Source organism: Telluria sp. RB2R28 (assembly GCF_059685835.1).
The window spans coordinates 1,645,615-1,668,156 of the sequence record NZ_JCASIK010000001.1; the positions used below are offsets into that span (position 1 = coordinate 1,645,615).

General features: G+C 65.2%; 17 protein-coding genes. 1 reads left to right on the plus strand and 16 read right to left on the minus strand.

The features are described from left to right. Nucleotides 1-130 precede the first annotated feature (130 nt). The 5 genes from AC56LV_RS07135 to AC56LV_RS07155 all read right to left on the minus strand — a co-directional run bounded on the left by AC56LV_RS07135 (nt 131) and on the right by AC56LV_RS07155 (nt 9,359). Nucleotides 131-1,393: a DUF2264 domain-containing protein gene (locus AC56LV_RS07135; protein ID WP_499556678.1), complete on the minus strand. Its 1,263-nt coding sequence runs from the start codon at nt 1,391-1,393 to the stop codon at nt 131-133. A gap of 49 nt (nt 1,394-1,442) precedes the next feature. After that, nucleotides 1,443-3,809 carry a beta-galactosidase gene (locus AC56LV_RS07140; RefSeq protein ID WP_499556679.1) on the minus strand — a complete coding sequence of 789 codons (2,367 nt, stop codon included), beginning with the start codon at nt 3,807-3,809 and terminating at the stop codon, nt 1,443-1,445. 67 nt (nt 3,810-3,876) lie between these two features. Then, entirely contained in the window at nt 3,877-5,040 is a 1,164-nt protein-coding gene (locus AC56LV_RS07145) for a glycoside hydrolase family 88/105 protein (protein ID WP_499556680.1), read from the minus strand. A gap of 22 nt (nt 5,041-5,062) precedes the next feature. Beyond that, nucleotides 5,063-6,394, minus strand: coding sequence for a BNR repeat-containing protein (locus AC56LV_RS07150; RefSeq protein ID WP_499556681.1), 1,332 nt, complete (start codon nt 6,392-6,394; stop codon nt 5,063-5,065). Nucleotides 6,395-6,476: 82 nt separating this feature from the next. After that, nucleotides 6,477-9,359, minus strand: a complete 2,883-nt coding sequence (locus AC56LV_RS07155) for a TonB-dependent receptor (protein WP_499556682.1) — start codon at nt 9,357-9,359, stop codon at nt 6,477-6,479. 284 nt (nt 9,360-9,643) lie between these two features. Between AC56LV_RS07155 and AC56LV_RS07160 the strand changes: the two genes are divergently transcribed. Then, on the plus strand, nt 9,644-10,660 hold the full coding sequence (locus AC56LV_RS07160; protein WP_499556683.1) for a LacI family DNA-binding transcriptional regulator: 1,017 nt from the start codon (nt 9,644-9,646) through the stop codon (nt 10,658-10,660). 28 nt (nt 10,661-10,688) lie between these two features. Here the strand turns inward: AC56LV_RS07160 and AC56LV_RS07165 are convergent, their stop codons facing one another. The 11 genes from AC56LV_RS07165 to ispC all read right to left on the minus strand — a co-directional run bounded on the left by AC56LV_RS07165 (nt 10,689) and on the right by ispC (nt 22,537). Then, a complete protein-coding gene (locus tag AC56LV_RS07165; RefSeq protein ID WP_499556684.1) occupies nt 10,689-11,885 on the minus strand; it encodes an EAL domain-containing response regulator in 1,197 nt (398 codons plus the stop codon). Between the two features lie 50 nt (nt 11,886-11,935). After that, a complete protein-coding gene (locus AC56LV_RS07170) occupies nt 11,936-12,730 on the minus strand; it encodes a TrmH family RNA methyltransferase (protein ID WP_499556685.1) in 795 nt (264 codons plus the stop codon). After that, nucleotides 12,727-13,395, minus strand: coding sequence for a ribonuclease HII (gene rnhB / locus AC56LV_RS07175; RefSeq protein ID WP_499556686.1), 669 nt, complete (start codon nt 13,393-13,395; stop codon nt 12,727-12,729). The genes AC56LV_RS07170 and rnhB overlap by 4 nt, the downstream gene beginning before the upstream one ends. A gap of 8 nt (nt 13,396-13,403) precedes the next feature. Beyond that, entirely contained in the window at nt 13,404-14,594 is a 1,191-nt protein-coding gene (lpxB, locus tag AC56LV_RS07180) for a lipid-A-disaccharide synthase (protein ID WP_499556687.1), read from the minus strand. Next, complete coding sequence (lpxA, locus tag AC56LV_RS07185) at nt 14,578-15,366, minus strand: acyl-ACP--UDP-N-acetylglucosamine O-acyltransferase (protein ID WP_332531608.1); 789 nt, start codon at nt 15,364-15,366, stop codon at nt 14,578-14,580. Before lpxA ends, lpxB begins: the two co-directional genes overlap by 17 nt. A 9-nt stretch (nt 15,367-15,375) precedes the next feature. After that, nucleotides 15,376-15,888 (minus strand): 3-hydroxyacyl-ACP dehydratase FabZ, encoded by a 513-nt coding sequence (gene fabZ, locus AC56LV_RS07190; RefSeq protein WP_183552960.1) that lies wholly within the window; start codon nt 15,886-15,888, stop codon nt 15,376-15,378. Further along, complete coding sequence (gene lpxD / locus AC56LV_RS07195; RefSeq protein WP_499556688.1) at nt 15,885-16,937, minus strand: UDP-3-O-(3-hydroxymyristoyl)glucosamine N-acyltransferase; 1,053 nt, start codon at nt 16,935-16,937, stop codon at nt 15,885-15,887. Before lpxD ends, fabZ begins: the two co-directional genes overlap by 4 nt. 56 nt (nt 16,938-16,993) lie before the next feature. After that, nucleotides 16,994-17,539, minus strand: coding sequence for an OmpH/Skp family outer membrane protein (locus tag AC56LV_RS07200; protein WP_499556689.1), 546 nt, complete (start codon nt 17,537-17,539; stop codon nt 16,994-16,996). 40 nt (nt 17,540-17,579) lie between these two features. Continuing rightward, nucleotides 17,580-19,928 (minus strand): outer membrane protein assembly factor BamA, encoded by a 2,349-nt coding sequence (gene bamA / locus AC56LV_RS07205; RefSeq protein ID WP_499556690.1) that lies wholly within the window; start codon nt 19,926-19,928, stop codon nt 17,580-17,582. Between the two features lie 81 nt (nt 19,929-20,009). Continuing rightward, nucleotides 20,010-21,347 (minus strand): RIP metalloprotease RseP, encoded by a 1,338-nt coding sequence (gene rseP / locus AC56LV_RS07210; protein ID WP_499556691.1) that lies wholly within the window; start codon nt 21,345-21,347, stop codon nt 20,010-20,012. 17 nt (nt 21,348-21,364) lie between these two features. Then, complete coding sequence (ispC, locus tag AC56LV_RS07215; protein ID WP_499556692.1) at nt 21,365-22,537, minus strand: 1-deoxy-D-xylulose-5-phosphate reductoisomerase; 1,173 nt, start codon at nt 22,535-22,537, stop codon at nt 21,365-21,367. Nucleotides 22,538-22,542 lie beyond the last annotated feature (5 nt).

A 22,542-nucleotide genomic window follows, 5' to 3' on the forward strand; every position in this document is an offset into this window, starting at 1 on the left:
TGGAACAAGCCCCGCCGAGTCGGTCGCCTTGGGCTTGTAGCAGCCTTTATTGTTCTGTGGCGAACCTTATTAGTAGCCCACACCGCACCAGCGCAACCCGCGCGCGAAAGCAAAATTCACCTGACCCAATTTAATAATCAACGTGATAATCCTTTGAAAACCTGGCGCCCGCAAACGCTTTTTTCTGCGTCCAGTCCTGCGCCGCCGCAGTCCAGTACGAATCGGTCGCCGGCAATCCGAGCGGCAGAAAGCTGGCTGACGTGATGTACATGCTGCCGTTGTTCGAATACCAGTCACCCAGTTCCGGCTGGGCGCCGACGAAACCGATGGTGAGAAAACCGCCCCTGGTGAAATTCGACGGCGCCGAGAATATCCGCTCGTGCACCGCGCGCATGGCACTGCGGACCTGCCCTTCCGGCAGCTTGGCTGGCAGTTGCTTTCTCAGCGCCAGCAACGCCAGCGGCTGAAACGCCGCGGTGCGGTAGGTCAGCGAACGCCCGAACATCGGGAACGTGCCTTCGGGCGACACGAAGCGCTCCAGGTGTTCCGAGAAGCGCTGCATGCGCTTGAAGGCCAGTGCACGCATCTCGTCCGGTTTGCCGTTCCAGAATGATCCCTTGTGCTGTTCCAGCACTTCCAGAATCTCGCACAGCATCGGGTGCATCACGTACGACCCGTAATAATCGAAGTGGAAGGTTTCGCCATCCTTGATCCAGCCGTCGCCCACGTACCATTCGTTGACCTTGCGGATGGCGACGTTCATGCGCATCGGATCATAGGCTTCGCCGATCGACATCAGCCAGGCTTCGTTCATGGCCGCAAACAGCATCCAGTTGATGTATGGCGGCTCGATGCGGCGCAGCGACTTGACGTGGTCGACGATGCGGCGTTTGGTGGTGGCGTCGAGCGGTTCCCACAGCGCTTGCGGCGCACGCATCAGTGCATTGGTGTAGTACGCCGAGTCCACCAGCACCTGCCCGGGCCCGTCCCACATCAGCCGATCGGGACTGGCCGGGTCGACCGAGTTCACATAGCTTTGCCGGGCCATGTCCAGCAGGCGCTTGCGCGTGGCCCCCTCGGGCGTGCCGTCATCGGGCAGCGCCAGCCACGGCGCGGCGCCCGCGATCAGCCGGGCGAAGCATTCGAAGTAGCTGACACGCTTGTCGCGCCCGTCCCAGGTCGGGCTGACTTCGAGTTCGAACTTCCTGACCAGTTCACCCCGGGCCATGGCGGACAATACCGGCTCGGTCATCCTTTGCAGCAGGCCGGCCATGTAGGCGCGGTCGCTGGCCGGCTGTGCCGCCAGCTTGTCTGCAGCGCGTGCTTCGCCTGCGGTGGCCAGCGTGGCGGCCGAACCGGCTACCAGCGAGCCCAGAAAATTGCGTCGTTCCATCGTGTCTCCTGATCGTTATTCGTCGTTGTCACTGGGACGATGTCGTTGCCTACTTGTCGATAACCAGCTTCTCGCCCACATACATCCGGTACTGCCGGATCCGGCCAGTCACGCCCTCGGCGCCCTGACGCGGCGTGTAGCGCGCGCCCGCCACGTCCACCTCCTGTCCCATATCCACGATCAGCTGGTGCGGGTGCGCCGCGCCCGCGCCGCTGCCGCTGAACGCCGTGTGCCAGTGATCCGACGCCTGGCCGTTGATGGCGTTGAGTGCCGAGCCATCCTCTTTCTTGCGCTCTTCGCTGCTGACATACAGGATGGTCCAGGACTGCTGGTTGAGCGGCTTGCCGTCAGGGCCAAACAGTGCGATCTCGCCCACTGCCGCATACTGCTTGCCGTCAAAGGCGCTCAGCGACTCCAGGCAGAAATGGCGGCCCTTCACGGGCGCGGCAAACCGCACTTCCTGGGTGGCGCCGCCGGGCGCGAATTGCCCTTCATGCGCCGGCTTGACATTGCCCAGCGCGGGCTTGACGGTGCTCGGTGGACGCGGCAGGTCTTTCTCGGGGTGCAGTTCGTCGAGAATCGGCTCGGCGCGCCCGGCGATGCGCGCCACGGCGGGCCCGGTCAGGTCCAGCACCACGATCTCGTTGCGTCCCTTGTTGATCCACGGGCCCGGCAAATACATGGTCTGGGTCGGCCCGATGTTCCAGTAGCGGCCCAGGCAGCGTCCGTTGATCCACACGATGCCCTGGCCCCAGCTGGACATGTCGAGGAACGTGTCGCCAGTGCGTTTGACATCGAAGCTGCCGCGCCAGAACGCCGGCCCCTTCGCCCGGCCCCTGGCAAACTTCAGCGGTGGCAGCACGCCGTCGGCGTCGAAGTCAATGGCGCGGATCTCCCAGCCTTCCACCGCCTGGGGCGCGCCCTCCCCGGCCGTGAACGTCACCGGCCCGTGCAAGCCCTTGCGGTCATGCACCTCCATGCCGAAGTTCACGCGCGCGATGGTGTACAGCAGGATGTCCACCGTGACCGGCTTGCTGCGCGCCGGCAGCGCCACCGAGAAGCGGCGGTAACGTGTGTCCATGGTGCCGACCAGCTTGCCGTCCACGTGCACCCAGGCCAGGTCGCGCACCTTGGCGGCGGCCAGTACGCCGGCCGGACCCGCTGGCAGGCGCACGCGGTAAGCCACCAGCCCGCGGCTGATGTCGTAGTGCTCGATCGGCTCCGGCGACGCAGTCTTGATGACGCGCTCGGGCAAGTTCGCGAACACCGGCGCGGTTTCCTTCAGCGCGAAGGCGTCGATGGTGATGACCGGGTTCTTCGCCGGCGGCTCGGGCAAGGTTTCGCCCGGCGCCAGGAACGGGCGCATGCCCTCGCGGTAGGTCTCGAACTTCGTGCCGACCCAGCCGGCTTCGCTGATCGGGGCGTCGTAGTCATAGCTGGTGGTGTCGGGCCGGAATGGCCGGTCGCATCCACCCCACAGGCCGAAGGTCGTGCCGCCGTGCGCCATGTACAGGCTGAACGAGCCGTTATTCTTCAACATGTACGCGATGTCCTGCAGGGCGCGCGCATTGTCGCCGCGCCGGTGCGGATTGCCCCAGGTGTCGAACCAGCCGGAATAGTATTCGCCGCACATCAACGGACCCTGCTGGACCGCCTTCAGCGCCGCAAACCCGCGCTCGGGATCGCTGCCGAAGTTCGCCACCGACAGCAGCCCGGGGATATGCGTCTTGGCGACCATATTGGTGGGATTGCACTGGAACAGTGGCACGTCGAATGTCGCGTCCAGCAGCGCCTGGCGCATCACGCGCATGTAGTCCTTGTCCTCGCCGAAGAAGCCGTACTCGTTCTCGACCTGCACCATCAGGATCGGCCCGCCCCGGGTGACCTGCATCGGGCCGAGCACGCGCCCGACTTCGGCCAGGTAGCGGCGCGCCGGGTCGACAAAGGCTAGGTCGCTCGAACGCAGGAAGCTGTCGGACGGGCTTTTCTTGAGCAGCCACCACGGCAGCCCGCCCATCTCCCACTCGGCGCAGGCGTACGGCCCGGGCCGCAGGATGACCCACAGGCCTTCCTGCTGGGCCAGCCGGCAGAACTCGACGGCGTCACGCTGCCCGGCCCAGTCGAAGCGCCCTTCGCGCCACTCGTGGTAATTCCAGAACAGGTAGGCGCAGACGGTATTCAACCCCATGGCGCGGATGGCGCGCAGGCGGTGGCCCCAGTACTCGCGCGGGACGCGGGCGAAGTGCATCTCGCCGCAGCGGATCTGGATCGGTTTGCCGTCCAGCAGAAAGTCCTGCGAACCGATGGCAAAGCGCGGTGAGGCGGCCTGCGCGACGACGCGCATCGGAACCAGCGCGCCGCTGACGGCGGCAGCCGCGCCTTGCAGGAGGCGGCGGCGGGGAATGGTGGTGGTCATGGTTGTATCACTCGATATGCAAGGCGCCTTGCGGCGAAAGTCCAGGGTTGGGCAACCGCGGCCATGGTCAGCCGCCGACAAACCGGCTCATCTCGGCGGCGGCCAGCAGGAAGGCGCCGACGCCGAACGGTGCGGTCGATTCCTGGTCGACGCGCTGGCCGGGAATGGCCCGCTCGCCGATCGGCTGCACGTAACCGAACTTGCCACTGTCGGCCAGCGCGGTGCGTGACAGGAATGCCCAGCTCCTGGCCACCACCGGCGTGTACTCGTCCCGAGCCAGGATGCCGCGGTTGATGCCCCACAGGTAGCCATAGGTGAAGAAGGCGGTGCCGCTCGATTCTGGCCCCGGCGCATGGTTCGGGTCGAGGATGCTGCGGGTCCAGTAGCCCGCGCTCTGCTGCGCGGGCTTGAGCGCGCGCGCCATGCGGCGGTAGCGGTCCAGCACCAGCGCGTAGGCAGCGTGATCCTTCTGCAGATCGGCCAGCACCTTGGCCAGGCCCGCGAACACCCAGCCGTCGCCACGCGCCCAGAAGTCCTTGCCGCCGTTGGATGCCTTGTGCTTCGGGTAGACGTACTTGGCGTCGCGGTAGTACAGGCCGGCGTCCTGGTCGAACATCAGCTGGTCGGCCCAGACGAAGTACAGGTGCAGCTTGTCGAGGTAGCGCTTGTCGCCGGTCACCTTGTACAGCTTGGTCATGGCGGGCATCACCATGTACAGGCCGTCGGCCCACCACCAGTAATCGACGTTCGGCGTGCGCATCTGATGCTCGAACACCTCGAGCGCACGGGCGATCTTGCGGCGGTCCCTGGCCGGATCGAGCCGGTACAGGTCGACGTAGGTCTGGAAGCAGATCTGCCAGTCGCCGAACAGCACGAAGTCGTCGGTTTCGCCGTACTGGTACTTCCACGCCGCCTTGTCCTGCGATTTCGCGCCGCTCCAGCCATTGTGCTCGGCCCAGGCGGTCGAGTACTGGCGATATCGTTCATTGCCGGTGACGGCGTAGGCTTCCATATTGCCGGTGTGGTAGGCGGCGTAGTCCCAGAACGCCCAGCTGGTGGGCTGATGGTTGGCCTGCCAGTAGTCGTTGGCACGGGTGAGCGTTTCCAGCACCTCGATGCGGGTCGCGTTGACGCTGGTGGCATTGCGGTTGGGCGCGCCCATGGTGCAGCCGGCGCCCAGCGCCGCGCCGCTGGCCAGCAGCGCCTTCAGGTACAGTCGTCTCTTGTGCATTGATGTTGTCATCCTCGTGATCTCACTTGTTGAAGGCCGGCGTCCACTCCAGCACCTGCACCTGGGTTGGCGCGGCCTTTTCCACGCCTTCGGCGTCGGCCTGCCGGACACGCTGCGCGTAAAGATGAAGTTTTGCGCGCTGGCGCCACAGTTGCGTATCAAAGCTCGGTTCCCAGGCGCCGACCGATGATTCGCTCAGGTCGCGCACCGACCACCTGGCGCCGTCGAAGTCCTCGATCTGCACCACCGACACGCGGCTGCCGCGCTCCTCGTCGCGAAACACCAAGAGGCCCGATGGCCGGTCGGCCCTCGTATCGACCATGATCTGCGGTCGCGAGATGGGAATGGCCTTGGTGCCCTGGCCGCTGAGCGAAAACGGTGTCTTGCGGAAGTTCAGGTCGAGCTGACGCCACTGGCTTCCTGTGTGATACACCACGTGGTACTGCGGAACCTGCTCCCCCGCTGCGCGCCAGTACGAGGCGATATAGGGGTTGCCGCGCTTGTCCGCCGCCATCGAGGTCTGGTTGATCAGTTCGCTGTTCTGCGGTATCCGCACCGCGTATTCGGCGTTCGCGGCCGTGATCGGCAACGCGTAGGGCGTGCCCGACGTACTCTGCCAGGAGCGCCCCTCGTCCACCGAACGGGCGTAGGCCAGGTCGTGGTTGCTGGCGACGTCGGGTGACTCGCGCCACACCCACGAGACGTGAATGGTGCCGTGCTGGTCGACGAACGCCTGCCAGTAGGCGTTGCGCTGCTGTTCGCCACTGATCAGGTTACTGTGCACGCGGGTCCAGGTGGCGCGCGCCCGGTCGTAACGGTTCAGCACCAGGTTGCCGCGGCCGGACCCACCGTCTCGGTAGAAGAACAACAGGTCGCCCCCAGGCAGCAGGTGGAACTCGGGGTAGCTGACCGCCCCCTCGTCCACACCCACCATCGGCAGCTTCTCACCCAGCGCCAGCGACCCGGGTTGCAGGCTGCGGGCGTAGCGCAGCTGGTCGTTGTGATGGTCCCAGGCCATGTGCAGGAAGCCGTCGCCGTCGACCATGATGCTGATGCTGTTGTGGGCGTCGGCGGCATTGCCGCGATACTGGGTGCGCGCCAGTTGCCAGCGCGCTGTGCCAAGCTGGCGCTTGCCCAGTACCACGTTGGCATCCTGGTCGTAGAACGCGATGTATTGCGTGTCGCCGTGGGACACGAGCGAATTCTTGCGGAACACCACGGCATTGACCGAGTTTTTCGCCCAGCCCGGCGCCACCTCCACCACATTGACAAGCCCGCCAGCACCGGGCAAGGCGCAGCCACCCAGCAGCAGGGCGAGGCAAACGAGAGCGGCGGAAAGGTTCGGTAATGTCATGCGCGCACCAGAAAGAGATGGCGGAAACGGACAGCGGACCAACCATCCGCTGCCCGGCTTCGTCACGTTGCAGCCACCAGGCTTAGAGGCTGCCACGCAGGCCGATCTTGATCGTACGGCCGTCGTACTTGGCGTAGTCCATCCGGGTCTTCCTGCCGCTGCCGTACTGGCCGGTGGCGTCCTCGAAGTAGTCGTACACCAGGGTGTTCGACAGGTTCAGCGCGTCAAGGCGCAGTTCCAGCTTGTCGCTGAGCCTGTAGCTGATCGAGCCATCCAGATAACCGCGCGCGCCGTTCCAGCGAATCAGGTCGTCGCCGTTATTGCGCGGATTGCCTCCGTGCAGCGACCGGCCCTTCTGATTGAACGAGAAGCGCACCGCCAGCGGACCACGGTCATAGAAGCCCGTGACGCTGTACGCATACTTCGGCACCGAATTGACCTCGATCTCGCGGCCGGCATTGGTGATCCACTTGGCGCTGTTGAACGGGTCGATGTAGGTGTAGCTGGCCAGCGCGCCAAAGCCCTTGAACGGCGCGGGCAGGAAGTCGAAGTTCTGCTGGTACGCCAGTTCCAGGCCCTTCAGGGTCTGCTTGCCCGCATTGATGGACGTGTTGAGCGTCATCGGCAGGTTCGGGTCGACCCGGCCCGAAGCATCCCGGAACAGCGCGCCCATGACCGTATCCGGCAGCCCCAGCGCACCGAACGTGGTCTGCGTGGACACGTTCGCGGTGGCGTCGGTCAGCTCCTTCTTGAACAGCGCCGCAGACAGCAGGCCGCCCGGCTGGAAGTACCATTCGAGGCTGGTGTCGATATTGGTCGACGCCTGCGGACGCAGGTTCGGGTTGCCTGACGTGGCGACGGTGTCGAACGGGTTCGGGACGACGGTCTGGGCGGCGATGATCGACAGCGATGCGCGCGAGATGGTCTTGCCCCAGGAGGCACGCCACATCAGGGTATCGGTCAGGTCGAACGCCGCCGACATCGCCGGCAGCACATTGCTGTACTTGCCGTGCTCTTCGTTCGGATCGTACGGCAGGCCGGCCCCGCGCCGCTTGTAGTTGGCAATGTCGGTCTGGGTTTCCGAATAGCGCACGCCCGCGTTCATGCGCAGCTCGCGCCCCAGGACCTGGCCGCGGAAGTCCGACTGGACGAAAGCGGTGCGGACCTCCTCCACGGCAGTAAAGCTGTCTGCCGGAGAGAATGCGCCATCGGGATTGAGCGTGTACGGATTGAAGTTGCCGTAGGCGTAATCGCGGTTGAAGGTGCCCCAGGCACCTGGCCAGCCGGCGCCGATGTCGAGGTTGTCGATCGGCAGGTTCGACGTCATGCCGGCCCGCATGCCGGCCGTGCCCACCTGGTTGATCTTGGCGGTCCCGTTCGCGGTGCCGTTGCGCCGGTGGATGTCCTTGGTGGTTTCGACATACACCACGCCGCCCTTCAGACGGCCGGTCCACTCGCCCGGCAACGCGTAGTCGTAGTCGGCGATCAGGCGCGCCTGGCGGCCCTTGTCGAGCTCACGCAACAACCCGGTCGAGTTGGCGAAGCCGGCGAAATTGCCGGCATCGGTATAACTGGTCGGCGAGGACAGCGATGGATAGACGTGGTCGCTGCCGTAGTCGATGGTCGAGGTGATGCCGAAGATCTGGCCCGACAGTTCGGTGCTTGCGCGCTCGGCCTTACTGGAGTTGTCGCTGATCTGGCCGGTCAGGGTCAGCTTGTCGGTGGCTTTCCACTGGGCGTTCAGGGCGTTGTAGCGAAAGCGCGTCTCGTCGGTGCTGTATAGAGCGCCGCTGCTGTAGGACGTATTGCCGAAGGTGCCGGTCAGCAGGTTCGAGGCCGGATCGATCTTCACATCGATCGGCACCAGCCCGTTGTGCGTATTGGTGCCCGGCGCTGCGGTGGCGCGACCGGCTTCGGTGGTACGCGTGCTGCGGATCAGGACGCCAAAGAAAATCTCGTCACGCTCGTTTTCCAGCTTCGAGTACAGCGTATCGAACGACAGGTTCAGGGTTGGCGTCTTGTACTGCAGCGACGACACCATGCCGTCGCGCGAGCGCTCGTTGCTCGAGCCATAGAACCGGTAAATGCGGGGCAGCAGCGCATTGTCGACCTGCTCGCGGGTGTAACCCGACAGGTTGGCGCGCGGGTCGTTATAGTCAAGCGCCAGCGCGAAGTTGCCGCGGACCGGATTCTGGCTGCCCAGCGCCGAGCTGTTGTAGCCGCCGGTCGCTTCGAAACCGGACCGGTTGTTGGTGCCGCCCGAGTGCGAGCCGCCCACCAGCAGGCCCCACTGGCCCCAGGTTTTGGACATCAGCGCGAAGCCCATCGGGTCGATCTTCTTCGACGTGGTGTTGTAGCTGGCCGTGGCGCCATAGCGCACCGCGCCCTTCGGATTGTCGAAGGGGCGCGGGCTCTGCAAATCGACCACGCCGCCCAGACCGCCTTCGGTCAGCTCGGCCAGTGGCGATTTGTAGAAGTCGACGCGGCCAAACAGTTCAGACGCGAACACGTCGTAGTTGAAGCCGCGCGCCGCGCCGCCTATACCGCTGGTGGACGTGGCGTTGACCGGCGCGCCATTGAGCGTTGTCACCGAATACGCGGTCGGCAGGCCGCGGATCGAGATACGCTGCCCCTCGCCCGAGCTTTCGTCCCGCACCAGGATCACGCCCGGCACGCGCTGCAGCGATTCGGCGATGTTCGCTTCAGGGAATTTACCGATGTCCTCGGCCACGATCGAATCACGCACGCCGATGGCCTGCTGCTTGAGGTTCAGCGCCTTCTGCAGGCTGGAGCGAAAGCCTGTCACCAGGACGGTGGCGACGGGCGCGTCGGCGGCCGGCGCTGCGGTGCCCGCTGGTGCGACCGAGGCGGGTGTTGCCCCCTCCTGTGCATCGGTCGCCGTCTGGGCGTGCGCCTGGGTACCGTAGGCCGTTGCCAGCGCGAGCGCCAGCTGCGTTACTAACATTTTCTGTCTCATCTCTCTGTCTCCGTAGGTGAACTACAGCACCCGGTGTCTTCGCACCCTGGGCATGTGGTCACGTTACCATCACGGTTTTGATTTGCAAGACGTCAAGATTTTTGGCGCGCGAAACGCTCACGCAAGTACCTGAATATTTACGAATAAATCACGAAATTTATTTTTTCACGGCAAGTGGTATCGTCACCACAATTCCTGCACATCGCTCTGGCCGATGAGCCGGAGCTACCTCGAGACACTACAATCACCGTCTTGAAATCAATGGATGCAGCATGCGCAAACCGAGTAAATTGAGTGAAGTGGCCAAGCTCGCGGGTGTGTCCCCGATCACGGCGTCGCGGGCGGTCCGGGGGGTCGGCTACGTGTCGGACGCGACCCGTGCGCGCATCATGGAAGCGGCTGCAACACTCCACTACACGCCGGACATGCTGGCGCGGCGCATGCGCGGCGACAAGAGCAACCTGATCGGCGTTTTCGTCAACAATTACGGGTCCGTGATCCTGCATGAAATCATCCGCACCATCAGCGACCATGCGCGTGCGCGCGGCTACGACCTGATCATTTTCAATGCCGAGCACTTTGCCGGTCCCGGCCGGCTGGGCACCAGCGAGATGCTGAGCAAGCTGTGCGATGGCCTGCTGCTGGTACTGCCAACCTGCGGCGACCAGTACCTGGACGTGGTCAACGAATGCCGTTTCCCGTGCGTGCTGATGAATTCCGAAGCGCGGGACATGAACGTGCCGGTGATCACGGTCGAGAACCGTATCGGCGCGCGCACCGCGACCGGGCACCTGCTGTCGCTGGGGCACCGCCGGATCGCCTTCATCGCCGGCAACCCTGGTACGGGGCAGAGCGCGGAACGCTACCGGGGCTATTGCGAGGCGCTGGCCGCCGCGGACGTCGAACCCGATCCGGTTCTGGTGGTGCAAGGCGCGTTCAACCAGACCTCGGGCTATGCGGCGACCGAGCAGTTGCTTGCGCTGGCCCAGCCGCCCAGCGCGATCTTTGCTGCCAACGACGAGATGGCGTTCGGCGCCATGGATGCACTCAAGAGCCGCGGCCTGTCGGTGCCGGGCGATGTGTCGGTGATCGGCTTCGACGACATTCCGACGTCGAGCTTCGTCTTCCCCAAACTGACCACCATGCGCCCGCCCTACGACGCCATGAGCGAGCGCGCGGTCACCGAAGTGATCGCCCTGATCCAGGGCGCCGAGATCAAGCCGGCCAGGATCCGCTACAGCCTGGAACTGGTGACGCGCAACTCCACCGCCCCGCCAGCGCGCACCTGACGTGAAGGCGCGACGCGTGATGGGGGGGCTAGAAGTATTGGCGCCAGTCGCTCAGCCAGGCAGGGAATGCGGTGGCGGGCATGGGGTTGGCGATGTGGTAGCCCTGGGCGTAGGTGCAGCCGAGGGCCTGCAGGAAGTCCCAGTCGCGGCGGGTTTCGACGCCGACGGCGACCGATTTGCGGTCCAGGCTGTGGGCCAGGCTCAGGCAGGAGCGCAGGAGCGTGCTCAGTGGCAGGCGGCGTGAGGCGCCGTCGACGAAGCTGCGGTCGATCTTCAGTTCGGTGAACGGGATACGTGCCAGCAGCTGCAGGTTCGAGCGGCCGGTGCCGTAGTCGTCGATGGCCAGGCCGAAGCCCATCATCCGTAGCCGGACCAGGCGTTCGATGAAGTCGGGGTCCGTGTTCAGCACCGACGATTCCGAGATCTCGAATGTCACGTCGGTCGCAGCGACCCCGTGGCGCTCCAGGCACGCCGACATCTGGCGCACAAACGCGGGATGGGCCAGGGTTTCGGAGGCAATGTTCAGCGAGATCGGGATCGCGATGTCCTGGTCCTGCAGCCAGCGCTGGCGCTCGACCGACAACTCGATCATGCTCCAGTCGAGGAAGTCGATGCGGCCGCTCTCGCCCAGCGCATCGACAAATGACGCCGGCCCCAGCACACCGTGCTCCGGATGGTTCCAGCGCGCGAACACCTCCAGGCCCTTCACCTGCCCCGTCGCCAGCTCGATCTTGGGCTGGAAGTACGGCTCGAACTGGCGCTTTTGCAGGCCGATGCCCACTTGCTGGAACGTGAAGCGTGGCTCGGCTGGCGCCTGTGCGAAGCGCGGCAGCGGCGTGTAGTTCTCGAGCACCGGCTTGAGCGTCACGGCGGTGACCGGCCGGGCGATGGCGCCGAGCAGCTCGATGCCGAAGGCTTCGGCCAGCGTCTCCACGGAAAACAGCAGGTCGGCCGGCTGCGCGCCCGTCACGATCAGGCGCGCGGCGCACTTGATCTCGCCCAGGCGCCGCAGCAGCGTCAAGCCGTCCATGCCGGGCAAGTCCAGGTCGATCAGTGCGACGTTGACGACCGGCGTGGCCCCAGCTTCCAGCGCCTGCAGCGCAGCCGCGCCGTCGGCGACGTCGGTGACCTGGCCGGCGCCGAGTTGGCCCAGCAAGGCCACCAGCGCCCGGCGTTCAAGAGGGTCGGCTTGCGCCACCAGAAAATGCAAATGCGCGATATCCATCGTTACTCCACGTTACAAGCCGCTAGCCTACTGGATGGCGCTGGCGCCGTCTATGCCTGCAATGCCTGCTGCTGGCGCAGGCCTTCAAAGAAGCACACGGCGGCGCAGGCCGCGACGTTGAGCGACTCGACCTGCCCCAGATGCGGTACCGCGACGCGGTGCGTGGCCAGCTCCAGCACCTCGGTCGAGACGCCCTGCCCTTCGTGCCCAAGCACCCACGCCACAGGTAGCCGCAGGTCCAGCGTGTACAGCCCTTCGGCCGCATAGCCGCTGGTGGCCAGCACCGGCACCTGCGCGGTGTGCACCAGGTCCGGCAATTCGACATGCTCGAAAATCTCGAGCACGAAGTGCGCGCCCATCGCCGCGCGCAGCACTTTCGGCGACCAGCAGAACGCGGTGCCGGGACTGCAGTACACCTGCTTGATGCCGGCAGCGGCGGCGCTGCGCAGGATCGAGCCGACGTTGCCGGGGTCCTGCACGCCATCGAGCAGCACGCTGGCCATCACCAGCGCCGGCGCCGTCGCCGGCTGCGGCGTGTCGATCACGAACAGCAGGTGCACGCCATGCTCGACCTGACTGACCGCGTTGAATAGTGCATCGGGCAGCGCCGTCACCGGCGCGTTGACGGCGCCGCAGCGCGCGACGATGGCCTGTACTTCGGGATTGCCCAGTGCGCCCTCGGACACCACGCAGTGGCGCGGTGCGCCGCGCAGGTCGAGCCAGGTCTGGCACAGGTGCACGCCGTCGAGCAGGCTATGGCCGGCCTTGCGGCGGGCCTGCGAGCTGGTGGCGAGCGCCTTGATCTCTTTGTAGAACGGGTTGTCGCGCGAGGTGATGGTCTTCATGCGGTCACCCCATTGCCGACCATGGCGCCAAACAGGTCGGTCTGCAGCATCCCGCGCACCGGTGCGAACGAGCGGCGGTGCGCCGGCGACGGCCCATGCGCGCCCAGGCGTTCCAGGTGCAGCGCGGTGCCATAGCCCTTGTGCTGGTCGAAGCCGTATTGCGGATACTGTTCGTGCAGCTGCACGAGCGCCGCGTCGCGCGCGGTCTTGGCCAGGATCGACGCGGCCGAAATCGCATTGACCTTGTCGTCGCCCTTGACGATCGCGTGCGCGCGCACTGTCAGCTCGGGACAGCGGTTGCCGTCGATGAGCGCGATGGTTGGCGCATGCTGCAGCGCCTCCACGGCGCGCCGCATCGCCAGCATGGTCGCCTGCAGGATGTTGATGCTGTCGATTTCTTCGCACGAGCATTCCGCCACCGCCCAGGCCAGCGCCTGGGCGCGGATCAGCGGCGCGAGTTCGTCGCGCCGCGCGGCGGTCAGCTTTTTCGAATCGCGCAGGCCGTCGATCGGACGGCGCGGGTCGAGGATGACGGCGGCCGCAAACACGGGCCCTGCCAGCGGGCCGCGCCCGGCTTCGTCAACGCCGCACACGATGTCCAGTGCGGTGAACGGCCGGCCCCTGGTGGGCAGGCCGGGATACAGATTGATTCTGGTTTTTGTCATCTAGGTGTTCAGGGCGCCGTGCGCCCGATAATCTGCAGCACCGCCTGCGCGCTCTCTTCGGCGCTGTTGCGCAGCAGGCTGTGATGCATGTCGAGAAAGCGCTGCGCCAGGCGCTCGCGCCCTGCGGAGTCTTCCAGCTGGCGCCAGACGGCGTCGGCCATTGCTTCGGGCGTTGCCGCATGCTGCAGCAGCTCGGGCACGACGAATTCGCGCGCCAATATGTTCGGCAGGCCGATCCACGGCTGGTAACCCATGTGCCGCATGATCTCCCACGAGGCGCGCATGACCTTGTAAGCGATCACCATCGGCTTCTTGAAGAGCGCTACTTCGAGCGTGGCCGTGCCCGAGGCGACCAGCACCGCGTCGGCAGCGGCAATGGCCGTATGCGAGCCTTCGGCAGTCACGATCAGTTCCACGCCCTGCAGGCCGGCTGCGGTGACGATCTGGTCGAAATATGCCCGCTGGCGCTCGCCGGCCATCGGCACGACAAAGCGCAGGCCCGGATCGCGCGCCGCCAGCAACTGCACGGCGCGCACGAATGGCTCGGCCAGGTATTTCAGTTCACCCATGCGGCTGCCCGGCATGACGGTGACAACGCGCGCATCTGTTGGTAACCCCAGTGCACGGCGCGCAGCCGCCACGTCGGGTACCAGCGGAATCGTCTCGGCCAGCGGGTGCCCGATATACGTCACCGGCACGCCCGCAGCGCGGTAGATCGCTTCTTCGAACGGAAAGATGACGAGCATGTGCGACACGGCGCGCTGGATCTTCTTGATGCGGCCACCGCGCCAGGCCCAGATCTGCGGCCCGATGAAATGCACCGTCGGGATGCCCGCCGCGCGCAGCTGCTCTTCCAGGCCCAGGTTGAAGCCAGGGTAGTCTGCGCCGATGAAGGCAGCCGGCCGTTCGGCAATGAGGCGATCGCGCAGGCGGCTCTGGATGCCCTTGAGTTCGCGGTAGCGGGGGATGACTTCGAACAGGCCGCGCACGGTCAGCAGGTCCATCGGGACGTCGCTGACCATGCCCTGCTCGATCATGCGCGGCCCGCCGATGCCGTGGAAACGTGCAGACGGCAGGTGCGGCCGCAGGCCGGCCAGCAGGCGCGCCGCCAGCATGTCGCCGGACGCCTCGCCCGCCACCAGGGCCAGCGACACGTCGCGGCCCGCGGCGGACGGCACGCCTTCAGCGAACGATGCCACGGCTCGCGGTGCCGAGGAAGTCGCGCAACAGGCGAATGTCGTTCGCCGCTGCCGGCAGGCGCTCTTCTTCGGCCTGCAGCGCGGCTTTCGATTCTTCGAGCGTCAGGCCATTCCGGTACAGCAGCTTGTAGGCGCTGCGAATGCCATCGAGCTGCTCGCGCGTGAAGCCGCGGCGCTTGAGGCCTTCGAGGTTGACGCCGCGCGCACCGGCCGGATTGCCCGACACCAGCACGTACGGCGGCACGTCCTGCGTCAGGCTCGTGTACATGCCGATGAACGCATGCGCGCCGATCTTGCAGAACTGATGCACGCCAACGAAGCCGGACAGGATCGCCCAGTCGCCCACGTGCACGTGGCCCGCCAGTTGCGCGTTGTTCGAGAAAATCGTGTTACTGCCGACCTGGCAGTCGTGCGCCAGGTGGACGTAGGCCGAAATCCAGTTGTCGTTGCCCAGGCGCGTGACGCCTTCATCCTGCACCGTGCCCAGGTTGAAGCTGACGAATTCACGCACCGTGTTGCGGTCGCCCACTTCCAGCCGGGTCGGCTCGCCCTGCCACTTCTTGTCCTGTGGCGCGGCGCCAATGGAGCAGAACTGGAAGAACTTGTTGTCCTTGCCGATCGTCGTGTGGCCGTCGATGACGACGTGCGGCCCGATGACGGTACCGGCATCGATGCGCACGTTCGGGCCGACGATCGAGTAGGCCCCGACCTCGACCGAGCTGTCGAGCTGCGCCTGCGGATCGATGATCGCGGTTGGATGAATCTTGCTCATCACGTCTCCTTACTCGGGCGTGGATGCAGCCGGTGCCGCCCCGGCGCCTTTCATCGGCGCTTCGGCGGCGCCCCGGATCGTGCACATCAAGTCGCCCTCGACAGCGACCTTGCCGTCGACCGTGGCGACGGCCTTGTACTTCCAGATACCGCGCGAGACGCGCACGATTTCCACTTCCATGCGCAGCTGGTCACCCGGCTCCACTGGCCGCTTGAAGCGCGCATTGTCGATGCCGACGAAGTACACGACCGAGTTTTCATCCGGCTTGACGCCCATCGTCATGAACGACAGGATCGCGGCAGTCTGCGCCATCGCTTCGATCATCAGGACGCCCGGCATCACCGGCTTGTGCGGGAAGTGACCGTTGAAGAATTCTTCGTTGATGGTGACGTTCTTGATCGCGACGATGCGCTTGCCCAGTTCGACGTCCAGCACGCGGTCGACCAGCAGCAGCGGATAGCGGTGCGGCAGGTATTCCTTGATCTGATTGATGTCGAGGGTGGTGAGTTCTGGCGTGGTCATTGTTGTTGTTCTGTGAGGGTTTTAATGGTTTTCTCGAGCGCGCGCAGTTTTTCGCGCATCGAGCCCAGGTTGCGCACGATCGCGGCGCTGCGTTCCCATTCGGCGTTCTTGGCCAGCGGGTAAAAGCCCGTGTACTGGCCTGGCTGGAGCACCGAGCGCGACACCATGCTGCCCGAAGAGATATGGACGTTATCGGCGATCTCGAGGTGGCCCAGCACCATGGCGGCGCCACCGAACGTGCAGCGGCTGCCGATCTTGGCGCTGCCAGCCACGCCGACGCAGCCGGCCATCGCGGTGTGCGCGCCGATGTGGGTGTTGTGGCCGATCTGGATCTGGTTGTCGAGCTTGACGCCGTCTTCGATGATCGTGTCTTCGAGTGCCCCGCGGTCGATCGTCGTGTTGGCGCCGATGTCGACGTCGTCGCCGATCAGCACACGCCCGGTCTGCGGAATCTTGATGTACACGCCGCCTTCATTGGCAAAGCCGAAGCCGTCGGTGCCGATCACGGCGCCCGAATGCAGGATGCCCCGCTTGCCGATCTCGCAGCCGGCGTGGAACGTGACGTTCGCGAACAGGTGCGTGCCTTCGCCGATGACGGCGTTGCGCCCGACGTAGCAGCCGGCGTCGATGACGGCCTGCGCTTTGACGACGGCGCCGTCGTCGATCGTCACGTGCGGCCCGATATGGGCGCTCGGGTCGATCATGGCGCTGTCGGCAACGACGGCGCTCGGGTGCACGCCTGCGGGCGGCACATGGTCGGTCAGCGAGGCGAAATACTGCGCCGCGCGGGCGAAGTATGCGTAAGGGTTGGTGGTGACGATGCGCGCGCCTTCATAGGTCGCGGCCACCGTCGGGTCGTCCAGCGGCGACAGGATCAGGGCCGCGGCCCCGCTTTGCGCCGCCAGTGCGCGCAGCTTGCTGTTGGAAAGGAAGCTGATGTGCGAAGCGCCGGCCGTGTCCAGGGGAGCAATCGCCGTAACCTCGAGGTTCGGGTCGCCCACCAGCTGTCCGCCGAAGCGCTCGACCAAATCGCCTAGTCGAATGCCCATCTCGGTCTTTCAGTGTGAGTCAAAATCGGTACAGCAGAAAACACTGCAGACAGGTGTTACTTGTCGAGCAGCTTGAGGATCTTGTCGGTGATGTCCACGCGCGGATTCACCCACGCCGCTTCGACCAGCACCGCGTCGAGCTTTTCGGCTTCGGCATACTGTTCGACCAGCTTGTAGGCCTTCTGCGCGATCGCAGCGCGTTCTTCGTTCTTGCGCTGCTGCAGGTCTTCCTGGAACTCGCGCTGCATGCGCTCGACGTCTTTCTGCATGTTGAACAGCTCGCGCGCGCGGCGCGTGCGTTCCAGCTCGGCCAGACCGCTGCCTTCGGCGTCGAACTTCTCGGACGCGCCCTTGAACTTGCCAACCATCTCTTCGACGGCCTTCTGACGCTTGGAGAATTCGGCCGCCAGCTTGGCGTCGGCCGCCTTGGCCATCTTGGAGTCGGTCATCAGGCGCTCGGTGTAGACGAAGCCGATACGGCCCGTCGCCACCTGCGCCTGCGCCTGCGCCAGCGGCGACGCGCACACCGCGGCCAGCAGCAAGGCTGGCGCCACGGTGGGCTTGAAGCCGTCAGGCAGCGAGGCAATCAGATTTTTCAACATAAAGTCTCTCGCAATCGTTCTTCAGGACGCAGTGGGCCGGTCAGAAACCGGTACCCATCTGGAACTGGAAGCGCTCCAGGCGGTCACCTGGCAGCGAATTCAGCGGCTTAGCATAACTCAACTTGAGCGGGCCGACCGGGGAAATCCAGGACAGACCGATACCGGCCGAGTAGCGGAACTCGCCGAAGCGGATCTTCGCGTCCTCCTGGAACACCTGGCCGCCGTCGGCGAAGGTGAACCAGCGCAGGCTGCGGTCGGTGCCGCTGCCCGGGAACGGGAACTGCAGTTCGGCGTTGACGATGATGCGTTTCGAGCCGCCGATCGCATCGTAGTAACGCTGGTCGACCACGCCCAGCGACGAGCTTTCGTAGCCGCGCACCGAACCGATACCACCGGCATAGAAGTTTTTGAAGACCGGGTAGGCGCTGCCGCCAATGCCCTTGCCGTAATCGAACTCGCCGCGCAGGGCCAGCGTCATCCAGCGCGTGACCGGCTTCCACCACTGGTGTTCGTACACGAGGCGGTAGTACTTGGCGTCGCCGATCGCATCGACTTCGAAGTTGGCGCGCTGGAAGCGGCCGCGGCTCGGGGTCACGGCGCTGTCGCGCGTGTCGCGGCCCCACGCCACTGTCAGTGGAATCGCGTTGGTGGTGGCCGAACCGACACCGCTGGCCGGGCCGCCGTTCTGGCGCACGAAGGTCTGGTAGATGCTCGGCGACGATTCGTCGGTTTCCAGTTCGGTGCGTTCCAGGCCCGCGCCGAAGTAGACGGTGTCGGACTCGGAGAACGGCACGCCGAAGGTCATGTTGCCGCCGGTCTGCTTGACCGTGTAGGAACCGATGTTCAGCGCCGGTGGGCGTGACGTACGCAGGTACAGCGAGAACGCGCGCGAGATGCCGTCGTCGGTGAAGTACGGATTGGTCTGCGAGAACGCGATCGTCCGGTTGTACTTGCTGGTATTGAGTTCGATGCCGACCGTGTTGCCGCTACCGGCGAAGTTGGCCTGCGAGATCGAGGCGGTGAACGTGAACTTCTCGGACTGCGAGAAGGCGCCGCCGATCATGAAGTTACCAGTCGGTTTTTCTTCGACGGCGATGTTCACGTCGACCTGGTCGGACGTGCCTGGCGACTCGGGCGTTTCAACTTTCACGTCCTTGAAATAGCCCAGACGGTCGACGCGGTCGCGCGAGAGCTTGACGCGGTTGGCGTCGTACCACGAGCTCTCGAACTGGCGGAATTCGCGGCGGATGACTTCATCGCGGGTCACCGTGTTGCCGGAGATGTTCATGTGGCGCACATAAGCGCGCTTGCCCGGATCGACGAAGAACGTGAAGGCCACTTCGCGCTTTTCGCGGTTCAGTTCCGGGTTGGCCGTGACGTTGGCAAACGCGTAGCCGAAGGTGCCCAGGCGATCGGAGATCAGCTTGTTGGTGCCCTCTTGCAGGTCGCCCACGTAGGTCTTGCCCGGCTGCAGCAGGATCAGCTGCTTGAGCTCTTCTTCGCGGCCGAACATTTCGCCTTCGAGCTTGACGCTCGAGACGGTGTACTGCTCGCCTTCGGTGATGTTGAGCGTCAGGTAGATGTCGCGCTTGTCCGGCGTGATCGACACTTGCGTCGATTCGACGTTGGCTTCGAGGTAGCCGTGATTGAGGTACCACGACTTGATCTTTTCCAGGTCGCCGGTGAGCTTCTGCTTGGAGTACTGGTCGGCCTTGGAGTACCAGGTGAACCAGCCGGACGGGCGCAGTTCGAGCAACTGGCGCAGCTCTTTGTCGCTGAACGCCTTGTTGCCGATGATGTTGATGCCCTTGATCTTGGCAACGTCGCCTTCGTCCACGTTGAACATGATCGTGACGCGGTTGCGCTCGATCGGGGTCACGGTGGTGGTGATCTTCACGCCGTACAGGCCATGCGACAGGTACTGGCGCTTGAGTTCCTGCTCGGCGCGGTCGACCGACGCCTTGTCGAAGATCTTGGTCTGGGCCACGCCGATTTCTGACAGCGCCTTGACCAGCATGTCCTTTTCGAATTCCTTGGTGCCCGTGAAGTCGACTGACGAAATCGCCGGACGCTCTTCGACCAGCACGACCAGCACGCCGTTTTCTTCTTCGAGGCGGATGTCCTTGAAGAAGCCGGTTGCGTACAACGCCTTGATCGCGCTCGACGCCTTGACGTCGTCGAAGGTCTCGCCCACGCGCACCGGCAGGTAGCTGAACACGGTGCCTGCCTCGGTACGCTGGATGCCCTCGACCCGGATGTCCTTGACGACGAACGGGTTGACGGCCATGGCATTATTTGCGTACAGCGTGGCGCACAGCGCCACGACGGCGGAGCCGATCAGGCTGCGGCGAATGAACGGCAAGGCGAAACGATCTGGTTGTGATTTCATTGGCTGGATCAAAGGGTCACTCATTTGGACAACGATTGCATGGTGATTTGACTGGACTCTCGGGGAGCGAACCGCGGGCGGCTAGAGCAGCCGGCCCAGGTCGTTGAAGACGGCGAGCGCCATCAGCATGAACAGCAGGCCGATCCCGGCGCGCTGTGCGAACTCGACGACGCGCACAGAAACAGGACGCCCGGTCAAAACTTCCAGCGAATAATACAGTAAATGGCCACCATCCAGAACGGGAATTGGTAACAAATTCATGACGCCTAAGCTGATACTAATGAAGGCAATAAACTGTAAATAGCTGACGAGCCCAATACGGGCGGTCTGTCCGGCGTAATCGGCGATCGTGATGGGACCGGTCACATTTTTCAATGACGCTTCGCCGGTAATCATCTTGCCGATCATTTTCAGCGTCATCGTGGACGTTTCCCAGGTGCGCTCGGCACCGCGCGCAATGGCGTCAAATGGGCCTGAAGAGACAGTCACCATCTCGGGCGCCTGCGCCACCATCGCCTTGATCACGCCGCGGCCGTTGGCGTCCGCCTCGGGCGTGAGCGACAGCGTGACGGGCACGCCGGCACGCTGGACCTCGACCTGCAGCGCGCGGCCCGGCGCGGCGCGCACCGCGTCAATGAAGGCGATGCCATCGACGACCGGCGCGCCGTTCAGGCGCAGCACGAGGTCACCGGCCTGCAGGCCGGCGCGCTGCCCTGCCCCGTCGGCGATGACCTTGTCGATGCGCGGCTGCGGGCGCCACAGGTCCAGGCCCAGCGTGGCCATCACGTCGCTGTCGACATCGAGCTTGCCGATGACGGACGCCGGCAGCACCACGGTGTAGGCCCCGCCGCCCGTGCTGCGCAGGTCCAGGCGCGCATCGGTCTTGTCGACCGCCGCGTGCATGATCTGCCAGCGCAGCTCGGACCACGAGCGCACGGCGCTGCCATTGACGGCAACCACGGTCTCGCCGCCGCGCACGCCGGCGCGGTAAGCGTCCGACGATTCGGCCACGGCGCGCAGGCGCGCCGACGGTTCGTCCACACCATGCATGAAGAGTGCGGCCATCAGGGCGATCGCCAGCGCGAAGTTCGACAGAGGACCGGCGGCGACGATGGCGATGCGCTTCCAGACGTTCTGGCGCGTGAATTCGCGGTCCAGCTCACTCTTGTCGATCGGGCCGGCGTCGGGATCGCGGCTGTCGAGGAACTTGACGTAGCCGCCCAGCGGCAGCAGCGACACCGCCCACTCGGTCTGGTCGCGCCCGAAGCGGCGCGACCAGACGACGCGGCCCATGCCGATCGAAAAGCGCAGCACCTTGACGCCGCAGGCACGCGCCACCAGGTAGTGACCCAGCTCGTGGATCACGATCAGGGGGCCGAGCGCCAGCGCGAACGCCAGCACGGTGTAAAGCAGGGTCATTGGGCGGTATCCGTCAATCAGTGCAGGCTGGCGACTGCATGCGCTGCAGCCTCGCGGGCACGCGCATCCTGGGCCAGCACGGCCTCGATCGATGGCGCCGGGCCGTGTTCGACGGCGTCGAGTGCATGGCGGATCACGCGGTCGATATCGCGGAAACCAATGCGGCGCTCGAGGAAGGCGTCCACCGCCAATTCATTGGCGGCGTTGAGCAGTGCCGGGGCGGTGCCGCCGGCGCGCAGCGCGTCGAACGCGAGCGCCAGGCACGGGAAGCGCGTGAAGTCGGGCGGGAAGAACTGCAGCGCCGCCATCTGCGTCAGGTCGAGCTGGGCCACGCCTGACGCGATCCGGTCCGGGTACGCCAGCGCGTGCGCGATCGGCGTGCGCATATCCGGGTTGCCCAGTTGTGCCAGCACCGAGCCATCAACATATGACACCATCGAGTGGATCACGCTTTGCGGATGGATCACGACCTCGATCTGGTCGGCCGGCGCGCCGAACAGCCAGTGGGCTTCGATCACTTCGAGGCCCTTGTTCATCATGGTCGCCGAGTCCACCGAGATCTTGCGGCCCATGACCCAGTTCGGGTGCTTGCAGGCTTCGTCTGGCGTCACGTCGCCGAGCGTTTCGACGGCGCGGTTCAGGAACGGGCCGCCCGAGGCGGTCAGCAGGATCTTGGCCACGCCGGCCGCTGCCGGCACGCGGCCGAAGGCGGCGGGCAGCGACTGGAAGATGGCATTGTGTTCGCTGTCGATCGGCAGCAGCGTCGCCTTGTGCTCGCGCACGGCGTCCATGAACAGCTGGCCGGACATGACCAGCGCTTCCTTGTTCGCCAGCAGGATCTTCTTGCCGGCGCGCGCTGCGGCCAGCGTCGGGGCCAGGCCGGCGGCGCCGACGATGGCGGCCATCACGGTATCGGTGTCGTCGCTTGACGCGATATCGCACAGCGCCTGCTCACCGTATTCGACGCTGGTAGGCAGGTCGGCAATCAGCGCCGCCAGGCGTGCGGCCGCGTCGGCAGTACCGACCACGGCGCGCGCGGGGCGGCAGCTGCGGCAGGCGGCGGCCAGTTCTTCCACGCGGGTATGGGCGCTCAGCGCGTACACCTGGTATTGCTCCGGATGGCGCGCCAGCACGTCGAGGGTCGAGGCGCCGATCGAGCCGGTGGCGCCCAGGATGGTAATGCGTTGCATGTGAA